The organism is Mesorhizobium sp. M7A.F.Ca.US.014.04.1.1 (assembly GCF_003998745.1).
Taxonomy (GTDB): domain Bacteria; phylum Pseudomonadota; class Alphaproteobacteria; order Rhizobiales; family Rhizobiaceae; genus Mesorhizobium; species Mesorhizobium ciceri.
The window spans coordinates 1-12,075 of sequence record NZ_RZRW01000126.1; the positions used below are offsets into that span (position 1 = coordinate 1).

General features: G+C 63.5%; 11 protein-coding genes. 8 read left to right on the forward strand and 3 right to left on the reverse strand.

Features of this window, described 5'->3' with window-relative positions:
* The 3 genes from EOA22_RS11335 to EOA22_RS11350 form a co-directional block, all read right to left on the reverse strand.
* The coding region (locus tag EOA22_RS11335) for a substrate-binding domain-containing protein (RefSeq protein WP_164755367.1) at positions 1 to 346 on the reverse strand (346 nt) is incomplete at its 3' end.
* A gap of 317 nt (positions 347 to 663) precedes the next feature.
* Positions 664 to 1,491, reverse strand: coding sequence for a phosphogluconate dehydrogenase C-terminal domain-containing protein (locus EOA22_RS11340; protein ID WP_063167523.1), 828 nt, complete (start codon positions 1,489 to 1,491; stop codon positions 664 to 666).
* 303 nt (positions 1,492 to 1,794) lie between these two features.
* On the reverse strand, positions 1,795 to 2,469 hold the full coding sequence (locus EOA22_RS11350; protein ID WP_013533053.1) for a GntR family transcriptional regulator: 675 nt from the start codon (positions 2,467 to 2,469) through the stop codon (positions 1,795 to 1,797).
* 220 nt (positions 2,470 to 2,689) lie between these two features.
* Here EOA22_RS11350 and EOA22_RS11355 point away from each other — a divergent pair, with 220 nt between their 5' ends.
* The 8 genes from EOA22_RS11355 (at position 2,690) to EOA22_RS11390 (ending at position 12,018) form a co-directional block, all read left to right on the forward strand.
* Positions 2,690 to 3,817: a sugar ABC transporter substrate-binding protein gene (locus EOA22_RS11355; protein WP_013533052.1), complete on the forward strand. Its 1,128-nt coding sequence runs from the start codon at positions 2,690 to 2,692 to the stop codon at positions 3,815 to 3,817.
* A gap of 79 nt (positions 3,818 to 3,896) precedes the next feature.
* Positions 3,897 to 5,429: a sugar ABC transporter ATP-binding protein gene (locus EOA22_RS11360; protein ID WP_127389971.1), complete on the forward strand. Its 1,533-nt coding sequence runs from the start codon at positions 3,897 to 3,899 to the stop codon at positions 5,427 to 5,429.
* Positions 5,426 to 7,510 (forward strand): ABC transporter permease, encoded by a 2,085-nt coding sequence (locus EOA22_RS11365; protein ID WP_063167525.1) that lies wholly within the window; start codon positions 5,426 to 5,428, stop codon positions 7,508 to 7,510. Before EOA22_RS11360 ends, EOA22_RS11365 begins: the two co-directional genes overlap by 4 nt.
* 13 nt (positions 7,511 to 7,523) lie before the next feature.
* Positions 7,524 to 8,330, forward strand: coding sequence for an SDR family oxidoreductase (locus EOA22_RS11370; protein WP_024502463.1), 807 nt, complete (start codon positions 7,524 to 7,526; stop codon positions 8,328 to 8,330).
* A gap of 10 nt (positions 8,331 to 8,340) precedes the next feature.
* A complete protein-coding gene (locus tag EOA22_RS11375) occupies positions 8,341 to 9,288 on the forward strand; it encodes a 3-hydroxyacyl-CoA dehydrogenase (protein ID WP_063167526.1) in 948 nt (315 codons plus the stop codon).
* On the forward strand, positions 9,285 to 10,247 hold the full coding sequence (locus EOA22_RS11380) for a 3-keto-5-aminohexanoate cleavage protein (RefSeq protein WP_063167527.1): 963 nt from the start codon (positions 9,285 to 9,287) through the stop codon (positions 10,245 to 10,247). The genes EOA22_RS11375 and EOA22_RS11380 overlap by 4 nt, the downstream gene beginning before the upstream one ends.
* A gap of 46 nt (positions 10,248 to 10,293) precedes the next feature.
* Entirely contained in the window at positions 10,294 to 11,172 is an 879-nt protein-coding gene (locus tag EOA22_RS11385) for an SMP-30/gluconolactonase/LRE family protein (protein ID WP_013533046.1), read from the forward strand.
* 189 nt (positions 11,173 to 11,361) lie between these two features.
* Positions 11,362 to 12,018: a GntR family transcriptional regulator gene (locus EOA22_RS11390; RefSeq protein ID WP_063167528.1), complete on the forward strand. Its 657-nt coding sequence runs from the start codon at positions 11,362 to 11,364 to the stop codon at positions 12,016 to 12,018.
* The last annotated feature ends 57 nt before the right edge of the window (positions 12,019 to 12,075 follow it).

Consider the following 12,075-nt stretch of genomic DNA (forward strand, 5'->3'; position numbering starts at 1 on the left):
GGTCGATCAGGAAGGACGGAATGCCTGCGTCCTTGGCCTTCTGTACCGCGGCGACGGTGGCGTCGGCGCCGGCATTGTCGAGGATGATCGCCTTGGCGCCGCGGCCGATCGCGGTGTCGATCAGCTCGGACTGCTTGTTGGCGTCGTCGTCATGGACCAGCACCAGCGCCTCGTAGCCGAGTTCCTTGGCCTTGGCTTCGGCGCCGACGGCTTCCGCCTTGAAGAACGGATTGTCGTGCGAGGGCGTGATGATGGCAATGAGATCCGCCGCATAGGCGGGCACGGCCGTGCCAAGCGCCAGCATGCCGGCGAAAGCCGCAAGCGTCATTCTGCGTGTAAGTTTCATGAAGTCCTCCCGTTTGAAAAATTGCCTTGGTTACCGAAAGCATCTGTCGGCATCCGAATTCGTCAGGCGGCGCGGGCGGCGGATCGCTTCGGGGCTAAAGAGCCGTTTGCCGGCTTCCCTCCACGGATCGTTGCTCCCCAGCCATCCTCCACTCGCCCACCGTACTCCTGCCAAAACCCTGTCGATCCGAGCCATGAACAGCTAAGCCAACTGGTATGATGAGTCAACCACGAATTCAGGTGATATGTACCTGATGAGCTACGATGCCGAGCGTCGGCAACGGTACGGCGACGTCGCGGCGGCAGCGCCTCTCCTCTTCAGGTGATACGCTGAATGCTGGCGGCGATCTCTTCCGGCTCGAACACGCGCTTCCAGTCGTCCCGCATCAGCACCGGCTTGCCGAACTCGATCGCCTTGTTGCAGGCATCCGAGAAAACGCCCTTGGTCTCGCCGAAAATGACGGCGCCCAGCACGTTCATATGGCCGAGCAGGAAGTCGAGCGCCGCCTGCTGGTCGACGCCGCGTGCCACGACCTCGTCGACGGCTTCCTTCATGACCACCAGCAGCGAGGCGCACACCGTCTCCGAAAGCCCGGGTTCCAGCAGCGCCATCTGTTCGACGCTGACGCGGTGCGAACGCATGACCGGCGCCCAGATGATCTTCGCGATCGCCTCGCCCTTGGCGTAATCCTCTTCCGGCCCCTGCATCAAGGCGCTGACCATATGCTGCTTGGCCTTGACGCCGCCGAAATAGTCCTTCTTTGCCGCCATATCTGTTTCGTCGTTGAAGATCGGCGGATGGCAGGGGTGGGTGACGAAATAGGTGAGGTCCGGTCGATTCGGCAGGTGGCCGGCGAAGGGTGCCGCCGCGTCGAGCACCACCACCATGGTGCCCGGCGCCAGCTTGCTCTCGATGCTGGTCGCCACCTTGCCGATATGCGTGTCGGGAACGGCCAGGATCACCACATCGGCGCCCTTGAGCGCTTCGTCGGCGCTGACAGTATCGAAACCCAGCCCGGTCTTCAGCCGTTCGCGGCCGGCATCGCTGACCTCGACATGGCGTATTGTGTAGGGCGACCCGCGAAAATTGGTCGACAGGCGGTAGCCCATTTTCCCACCGGCACCGAACAGCGCAATCGTTGTCATTTGGTCACTACTCCTGATCTCAGCGGACGGTATCGCCCGTCGTCAACTGATCAACTGGTATAATCACGCTACCACATTTTGGCAATCCGATAATGACAATGAGGATGCGGGTCATGTGCTTCGCCGCGTCATCGGCTGCCGCCCTCGCAAGCTCAAGCACGAGAACCATGGATGACGCGCTCGGGATATGATCTCTAGATCACCAGAAGAAGCCCGCGCTTGCCCGCTGAGTGCGCATGAGCGCTGCTCTGCCATCCCCAGAAATAGGAGGCATGTGATAGGGGTCGGAGGTCGGGCCGGGCGCTACTTCAAAAGATCGACCAGCATGTCGAAAGCCGCATCGATATCGCCGCGAACCGCCGCCTGAACTGCCTGCTCGTCCCGGTCGCGCAGGGCCGCAAACATCTGTTGATGGTATGTGTTCGCGGTCGAGTAGGATCCATGCAGCATATTGAAATAGGGGCTGATCTGCAGCCATAGATCCTTGATGATCTTGAGCAGGGTTTCGGATCCCGCTGCTCGGTAGATTGCGAAGTGGAAGGTATAATTCGCCCTGAGATAGGCCTTTACGTCGTCCGCGCCATTCGCGCGTTCCAGTGAGTCCAGATCGCGCGCGAAAATCGCAAGATCCGCATCACTGCGGTTCTGTGAGGCCCAGCCGGCGGCGATGGCCTCTATCTCAAAACGTACATTTCGCAAATCGGTGAGCCGCTCGCGGCTGAGCGCCGGAATACCAATGGAGCGCCCGGATACTACCGTCAGCGCGTTGGCTGCCGTCAGGCGCCGCAGCGCTTCCCTGACCGGCATCGGACTGACGCCAAAGGCGTCGGCGAGGCTCTGAACCGTGACCATCTCGCCCGGCACGATGCTGCCGTCGAGAATCAGTTCGGTGACCTGGTTGTAGACCCGGTCCTGCAGAGTTTCCTTGGACAGTGGAATGATCTCGACACCAGGCTTCCTGAACGCCGATCCAGCCATCTCCGGTCAACCTTCCCGCCCATGGGCGACACTATTGCTTGTGCCGGAATGCAAGGTTCGTGGTGCCACGTCAAGCGGCCGACATAGCCCGTTTTGATATAAACGATTTCATCATTGATATTTGATCAAATCATGATACGGTCGCTGGCATCGAATGACAAGGGTTTACGTTTTGTGCCCTTGGGAGGCATTTGGTCGTTCTGTTTGGGAGGAGTTCCACATGGGTATCGGATCGAAAGTCCGGCGGCTCGCGCTGCTGGCCGGCATGGCTGCGTGCGCCTTCGGCCTGTCCGCCGCGCAGGCCGCCGAGAAGCACAAGATCTTTCTCAGCATGAGCTACATCGGCAATGATTGGCAGGCGGAGGCGGCCAATATGGTCAAGGCCATGGCCGCTCATAAGAGCCTGGCCGACAAGGTCGACCTGCAGGTCCAGGTCGCTGGCCCCAACGCGCAACGCCAGATTCAGCAGATCAACGCAATGGTGCAAAGCGGCGCCGAAGCCATTGTCGTGTATCCGATCTCGCCGACCGCGCTCAACCAGGTCGTCAAGAATGCCTGCGACAAGGGCGTGAAGGTCTTTGCGTACGACGCCGAGATCACCGAGCCTTGTGCCTACAACGTCCACATAGACCAGCTGGAAGCGGGCAGGGTGACCGCCGAATGGCTGGTCAAGAAGCTCAATGGCAAGGGCAACATCATCGCCATCACGGGCGTCCCGGGAACATCCGTTGACGATCAGCGGACAAAGGCCGCCAAGGAAGTCTTCGCCAAGTATCCTGATATCAAGATCGTCGGCGAGGCTGTCGGCATGTGGAGCCAGGCGGTCGCCCGCACCGAACTTTCGAAAATCCTGGCCACCCGCAATTGGGACGACATCAACGGACTGTGGATGCAGGTCGGCTGCTTCACCGCCAACTCGATGCAGCTCGAGGCTGGCAAGAAGACCAGCGAACTCCTGCCTTGCGCCGGCGAAGGTTCCAATGGCGGCCGCATCCAGATGCTGCCGGAGGGCACCGAAGTCGAAGGTGCCGCTCCTCCTTATGCACCGGCGGGCGCACAACGCATTTCCTATGCCTCGCCGCCTTATTCGGGTGCGCTGGCGCTGAAGCTTGCCGTCGAGGCGATCGAAGGCAAGGACGTGCCGAAGACCACCATCCTGCCGCTGCCGGTCGTTACCAATGAGACGATCAAGCTGTGCGACGAAGGCACATGGGCGGAGATGAAGGCCGGCTGCAACGCCTTCAAGCCGTCGCTGGTCTCCAATCCGGGCTGGTTTGCCTCGATCTTCTCGGACCAGACACCCGAGGTCGGCCTTAATGCTGCCCTCGTCGGACAACCGGAGAACTAAGCCTCCCAAGGCCCGTGTGACGATGCACGGACAACTGTCCGTGCGTCGTCAATCCATGCCAAGCCGGCGATCGAGGACAATGACAGAACACTCCGAGCTCCCCGCCGTCGAGATCGACGGCATCAGCAAGGCGTTCGGCCCGACCGTCGCGCTGGACGGCGTGTCGTTTGCGATCGCGCCCGGCAGCGTCCATGCCCTGCTCGGTGAAAACGGAGCCGGCAAGTCGACACTGGTGAAGCTGCTGTCCGGGCTGGTCCGGCCGAGCCAAGGCCATGTCCGTGTCTTCGGCAAGGAGATCGCTTACGGCGCACCGCGCGCAGCACATGCGCTCGGCATGCAGACAGCATTCCAGGAGATGACCCTGGTGCGCGATCTCTCCGTGCTCGACAACATGCTGCTGCCTTACGCCCCCGTCGGCATCTCCGGCCTGATCCGCCGCGGTGCCGCCCGCACGGCCGTCCGCCGCCATATCGAAGATCTCGGTTTTTCCGTCGATCTCGATGCCGAGGTGAGCGAGCTCGAGCTTTCGGTGCGCCAGAAGATCGAGATCGCGCGCGCCGTCTACCGCAAGCCGCGCATCCTTTTGCTCGACGAACCGACCTCGACGCTCGCCGGACGCGACGTCGACTGGCTGGGCGACATCATCGCCAGGCTGAAGACGGCGGGTACCACCATCGTCTTCATCACCCACCGCATGCGCGAGGTCCGCGCTTTTTGCGACACGCTGACGATCCTGAGAAACGGCCGCCACATCGTCACCGCGCCGGTCGCCGATGTCTCGGATGCCGACGTCATCGAAAAGATCATCGGCCGCAGCATCGAGCAGACCTTTCCGCCCAAGCCGGACAGCGCCCAGGCCTTCGGTCCGCCGGTTCTGGGCGTGCGCGACCTCAAGGTCGGACGCAAGCTCGACGGCGCCGGCTTCGATCTGCGCAAGGGCGAAATCCTCGGCGTCGCCGGGTTGCAAGGCATGGGCCAGCAGGACCTGTTCCTGGCCTGCTTTGGCATGGCCGAGATCGAGCGCGGCCACATCCTCGTCGACGGCCGCAAGGTCTGGCTCGGTTCGCCGGCCGATGCCTTGCGCCCCAACATGGCCATCGGCCTGGTGCCGGAAGACCGCAAATCCGAAGGCCTGTTCCTGAAATTGTCGGGCAGCCAGAACGCCACGCTGCCGGTGATATCGCGCTTCACACGGCTAGGCCTTGTCGACGCGCAAGCCGAGACCCGCTCCGTCGAGGCGGCATTCGCCACTGTCGAGGTCGACCGCCGCGCGCTGTGGACGCGGGCCGGTGCGTTTTCCGGCGGCAACCAGCAGAAGATCGCCATCGCCAAGTGGCTGGTGGCGCAGAGCCGCATCCTGCTGTTGTTCGATCCCACCCGAGGCATCGACGTTGGCACCAAGCACGAGCTTTATGTGATGATGCGAAACTACGTGGCTTCGGGCGGTTCGATCCTGCTGCACTCGACGGAGATCCCCGAACTCGTTCACCAATGCGACAGGGTGCTGGTCCTCTATGACGGGCGCATCGCCGCCGAACTCGAAGGCGACGCTATCACCGAACCGGCCATCATGCGCCCGGCGCTCGGCCATGCCGGGGAAGCCGCCGCATGAGCAGCGCAGCAGCCTCATCCCCTGTTCCCGGCGGCTTCGGACTGCGCCGTGCGCTGGTGCGCAATCGCGGCGCGCTGATCGCCGCGGCCGTCCTGGCGATCCTGCTCTTCGTCGTCGACTGGATCAGCGCTGGGCCGCTGACCTATTTCGATGTGTCGTTCCTGTCGAGCGGCGGCGCCACCTCGGCGCTCGCGGCGATCGGCCAGACGATCGTGATCCTGTCGGGCGGCTTCGACCTGTCCGCCGGCGCGGTGATATCGCTGGTCAATGCCGTGCTGGCATCGAGCATGGATCCGATGGCGCCAGGCGCAAGCATCCTCCTGTGGACCACCGTCGGCATCGGCGTCGGCATGGCGGTGGGCGCCTTCAACGGCTTCTTCATCGCGGTGCTGCGCATGCAGCCGATCGTGGTGACGCTGTCCACCATGTTCATCCTGCAAGGTGTCACGCTGCTGGTGATGGACAAGCCCGGCGGCTTCGTGTCGCCCGATCTCGGCACCTTCTATCTCGGCGACGCGATCGCCGGCTGGCTGCCGATGCCGCTGGTGGTGATCGGTGTCGTCCTGCTCGCCTGGTTCTGGCTGAAGGGAACCCGCTTCGGCACAGCACTCTACGCGCTTGGCAGCGATCCGGAGTCGGCCGCTTCCGTCGGCATCAATGTCGTTCTGGTGCGCTTTGCCGTCTATGTCATCGCCGGCGGCTGCTATGGCCTTGCCGGCGTGTTCATCAGCGCCCAGACCGGCAGCGGCGATCCGCTGGTCGGCAATCCGCTGCTCTTGTCGATGTTCGCGGCGGTCGTCGTCGGCGGCACGCGCCTCGGTGGCGGGCAGGGCGGCCCGGTGGGCTCTGTCTTCGGCGCCTTTATCCTGATGATCGTGGTGAACATCCTGCTGGTGCTCAACGTATCGGCCTATTATGCGACCATCGCCGAAGGCACCATTCTGGTACTGGCGGCACTTGCCGGCTCGATCTCGCATGCATCGGTGCTTGCCGTGCAACTGCGCGCCGCGCGTGCCCGGCTCGCCGCCTGGCGCGCCGGCATATTGCCCTCGCAACTCGAGCGCGTGGACCGGCGTCTCAAGATCGCCGAGCCAGCCCATGCCCAGCGCAGTCCGGCATCGCCGCGCCCTGCCTTCCATCTGCGCAATGCGGAAACGCTGCGCTATGCGCTGCCGGCCTATGTCTGCCTGCTGCTCATCGTGCTTGTCACCCAGATCTGGCTCGGCCGCGCCATCCTCAATCCGGGCTATTGGAATTCGCTGCTGGTGCTATCCTCCTTCCTAGCCGTCCTGGCGCTCGGACAGGGAACCGTCATCCTGACCGGAGGCCTCGATCTCTCCGTGCCGTGGACGATCGGCATCTCCGGCATCATCCTGGCGGGCATGGTCAACGGCTCCGACGCCGCCCTTGTCTACGCCTTGCCGGTCGTCCTGGTGATGGCCTGCGCCATCGGCTTCGCCAATGGTTTCGGCATCGTCTATCTCGGCATCTCGCCGATCGTCATGACGCTCGCCACCAACGGCATTCTGCAAGGCTGTGCGCTGCTCTATTCGCAGGGAACGCCGGCCGGGTTTTCCTCGCCGATGCTGCGCTGGGTCATGACGGCCAAGCTCGCCGGCCTGCTGACTCCAATCGTGCTGCTGATGGTCGTCTTTGTCGTCGCAGCGGTACTCCTGCTTGGCCGCACCCCGTTCGGAAGGCGCGTCTACGGCATCGGCAACGGGCTGCGCGCGGCGCGCTTGTCGGGCATCGGCGTCGAGCGCACGCTGATCCTGGTCTACATGCTTTCGGCCGTCTGCGCGGCTGTTGTCGGCGTCATGCTGACCGGCTTTTCGGGTCAGGCGAGCCTCGGCATGGGCGACGACTATCTATTGCCGTCGATCGCCGTGGTGGTGGTCGGCGGCGCGCTGATCACCGGCGGGCGCGGCCACTATCTCGGCATGCTCGGCGGCGTGTTGTTGCTGACGGCACTGCAGATGCTGCTCGCCGGCACCACGCTTCCCTATGCCACGAGGGCAATTCTTTACGGACTGGTCGTTCTGGGCGCCGTCATGGCGCTGCGCGAACGGCGGCTGCAATGAGAAGGACATGACCATGAGCACAAGGGCGCCGGCATCGGCGGACGAATTTTTGACCGGGCTGAAAGGCCAGCGCGTGCTGGTGACGGCGGGCGCAGGCGGCATCGGGTTTGCCATAGCCGACACGCTGTCACGCCTCGGCGCCCGCATCGTCGTCTGCGACGTTTCCGACGAGGCGCTGGCCGCTGCTCCCAGCAAGATCGACCTGGTCGCGGCGGTCAAGGCCGACGTCTCGCGCGACGAGGACGTCGACCGTCTGTTCGAGGCGGTCGAGAAAAAACTCGGCGGGCTCGATGCGCTGATCAACAATGCCGGCATTGCCGGGCCGACCGGCGGTGTCGACGAGATCGATCCGGCGGACTGGCGGCGCTGCATCGACATCTGCCTGACCGGCCAGTTCCTGTGCGCCCGGCGCGCGGTGCCGCTGATCAAGGCGGCGGGCGGCGGTTCGATCGTCTCGATGTCGTCGGCCGCCGGCCGCCATGGCTACGCCTTCCGCACACCCTATTCGGCGGCCAAGTTCGGTGTCATCGGTTTCACGCAAAGCTTGGCCAAAGAGCTCGGGCCGCACGCCATCAGGGTCAACGCCATCCTGCCCGGCATCATCGAGGGCCCCCGCATCGAAGGTGTTATCTCGGCGCGCGCCAAGCAGGTCGGTATCAGCCACGAGGAGATGACCGGGCGCTATCTGCAGAACATCTCGCTGCGTCGCATGACCAGCCCCTATGATGTCGCGTCGATGGTCGCCTTCCTGCTCTCCGATGCGGGGATCAACATTTCCGGCCAGTCGCTCGGCGTCGACGGCAACGTCGAAACACTTTGAGGAACAAACCATGGCCAATGTCGCGATCGTCGGAAGCGGGTTCATCGGGCGGGCCTGGGCGATCAGCTTCGCCCGCGCCGGCCATGACGTGCGGATGTGGGACCAGTCGCCCACTGCCCCAGGTGGAGCCCGCGACTACATTGCCGGCGTGCTCGGCGATCTCGCCCAGAACGATCTTCTGCGGGGACAGCAAGCCGGTGAGGTTCTTGACCGTATCTCCGTTGTCGCCGAGCTTGAAGAGGCGTTGGCAGGTGCCGTGCATATCCAGGAGAACACGCCCGAGAATCTCGAGGTGAAGCGCAAGGTGTTCTCCTTGATCGACACGCTTGCCGATCCGCGAACAGTCATCGCCAGTTCCACCTCGGCGCTGTTGCCGTCGAAATTCACCGACCATCTGCAAGGGCGGCAGCGCTGCCTGGTCGTGCATCCGATCAACCCGCCCTATCTCATTCCGGCGGCCGAAATCGTGCCGGCGCCGTGGACCTCGGCCGAGACGGTCGAGAGAACCCGCGCCTTCCTCGTCGACGCCGGCCACGCGCCACTGGTCATGCAGCACGAGCTTGACGGCTTCATCATGAATCGCCTGCAAGGCGCATTGCTTGAGGAAGCTTTCCGGCTTGTCGCCGATGGCTACGCCAGTGTCGAGGATGTCGACGTCGGCATCCGCGACGGGCTGGCGCTGCGCTGGTCGTTCATGGGGCCGTTCGAGACCATCGATCTCAATGCACCCGGCGGCGTGCGCGACTATGTCGAGCGCTATCAGGGCATCTATTCCAACATCTTTCCCCAGACGCAGCGGCGCGTCGACTGGGCCGGCAAGGTCATCGATACAGTCGAGGCTGATCGCCGCAAGCGACTGCCACAGCAAAGCCTAGGCGACCGGCAGGTGTGGCGTGACCGCCGGCTCATGGCGCTCGCCGCCCACAAGAGAAAATCGGATCAGGAGTTTGGAGAATGACGCAAACCAGTCGCAAGCCGGGACCTGCACAGACCAGGGGCAAGGTCATCATCACCTGCGCGGTGACGGGCGCCATCCACACGCCGACCATGTCGCCCTATCTGCCGATCACGCCCGACCAGATCGCTTCGGAGGCGATCGCGGCGGCGGAAGCCGGTGCCGCGATCCTGCATCTGCATGCCCGCGATCCGGAAACCGGCAAGCCCGACCAAACGCCGGAGGCCTTCGCCCGCTTCCTGCCGCGCGTCAAGCAAGGCACCAACGCCGCCATCAACATCACCACCGGTGGCAGCCCCTACATGAAGGTCGAGGAGCGCGTGCGCCCGGCCGCCCAGTTCAAGCCGGAAGTCGCCTCGCTCAACATGGGCTCGATCAATTTCGGGCTCTATCACCTGGCCGACAAATACGAGACCTTCAAGTTCGATTGGGAAAAGCCGCATCTGGAAGCGACGCGCGACCTCGTCTTCCGCAACTCATTCAAGGACATCGAGTACATTCTGGCGACCTGCTACGACAACGGCACGCGCTTCGAGTTCGAGTGCTACGACATCGCCCATCTGTACAACCTTTCCCACTTCGCCGACCGTGGGCTGGTGAAGCCGCCTTTCTTCGTGCAGTCGGTGTTCGGGCTGCTCGGCGGCATCGGCACGCATCCAGAAGACGTCGCCCATATGAAGCGCACTGCCGACCGGCTGTTTGGCGACCAGTTCCGGTGGTCGGTGCTGGGCGCCGGCGCCAGCCAACTGCGCATCGCCGCGCAATCGGCGGCCCTTGGCGGCAACATCCGCGTCGGGCTGGAGGACAGTCTGTGGGCGGGCAAGGGCAAGCTTGCCAAATCGAACGCCGAGCAGGTCTTGCTGGCCCGCAAGATCATCGAAGGACTCGGCATGGAGGTGGCGACGCCCGACGAGGCACGCGAAATCCTGTCATTGAAAGGCGGGGACAAGGTCGCTTTCTGAGGCGGCCCGAGCAATCGCCGCGAGACGCAAAACGGAGGAGGACGGCATGAAGATCGAAGTCGTGGTGGACGTGAAGACCACACTGGGCGAAGGACCGCTGTGGGACGTCGAACAGGAACGACTCTACTGGATCGACAGCTTCGACGGGCGCGTGTTTCGGGCGACCGCCGACGGGCGCGAGATCCGGTCATGGGACGTGCCGATGAAGATCGGCTCAATGGCGCTGCGCAAGGACGGCGGCGGCGCTGTCGTCTCGCTGCAGCGCGGCTTCCATCTGCTCGATTTCGCCACCGGCGAGGTGACGCTGATCCACGATCCCGAGCCGGACAAGCCGATGAACCGGCTCAACGACGGCAAGGTCGACCGGCGCGGCCGTTTCTTCGCCGGCTCCATGGATACGATGGAAGAGGGGCCGTCCGGCGGTCTCTACAGGCTCGATCCGGATTTTTCCGTCACCCGGATCGATTCCGGCATCATCTGCTCCAACGGTCCATGCTGGAGCCCCGACGACCGCACCTTCTATTTCGCCGATACCTGGACCGGCGAGATATGGGCCTACGACTACGATATCGCCACCGGTGCCGCCACCAACAGGCGTACCTTCGTGCGCGTCGACACCAGCCGAGGCGGTGCGGCGGACGGCTCGACCGTCGATGCCGAGGGCTATCTCTGGAATGCGCTGGTCTATGACGGAAGGCTGGTGCGCTACGCGCCCGATGGCAGCATCGATCGCATCATCGACATGCCGGTCAAGAAGATCACCAGCGTCATGTTCGGCGGACCGAAGCTCGACACCCTCTACGTCACCTCGATGGCCAAGCCGCCGCTGCCGCGTTTTCCCGGCGACGGCGTTTTGCGCGGCAGCCTGTTCGCCATATCAGGCCTTGGCGTTAGGGGCGTTGCGGAACCGCGCTTCGGCGGCTGACGCCAGGCAAGCGAAGCGCCGGTAAAATACGCAGATCAGGCCTTGGCGCAGGAATTCGGGCAAGTCTGGCAATTGATGCCGAACGTGTGCATATACAGGCATACATATATCCATGCAGAGGGGTTTCCGTTAGGCTGAGCGCCCCGCGTCAAACGGGAGCATCGATTGCCAGGATTTGCGGAAAGCGTGATGCAGGGGCCGCGAACCGTGGCCGAACAGGTCGCCAATGTCCTGCGCGAAGCGATTGCCAGTGGCACCATCAAGGCGGGCACTTCGCTGCGCCAGGACGAATTGGCCGAGCAGTTTGGCTTCAGCCGCATGCCAATTCGTGACGCCCTTCGCCAATTGGAAGCCGAAGGCATTGTTTCCATCCATCCGACAAAAGGCGCGCAGGTCGCCCGGATGGACAGCGCCGAGATCAGTGAAATCTATGCACTGCGCGAATTGCTCGAATGCGAGGCGTTGCGGCTTTCGCTTCCCAATCTCGCCGGTGACAGGCTCGACGAGGCGGAACAGGTTCTCGATCAGATCGACGCGGAGCGCAATGTCGGCCGATGGGGCGCGCTGAACCGTGCCTTTCATCTGGCTCTCTACGATGCCTGCGGCAACAATCGATTGCTGGCCTTAATCGAGGCGCACCACAATGCCGCCGATCGCTACGTCCGCATCCTGCTGTCGAACCTGGACTATCGCAGCCGCTCGCAGACGGAGCACCGCGATCTGCTGGCCGCCTGCCGGCGGCGCGACGGCGACAGGGCCATAGGCATTCTGAGGCAGCATCTTCGCGAGGGAAGCGAGACGCTGGTCAGCGCGATCAGGGAAGATGGCCTGTCGCGAAAATCCTGACGACATGGCTTGAGTTGCCTCTGCGCACGATCACTGCCACATATTGCAACATCGCTA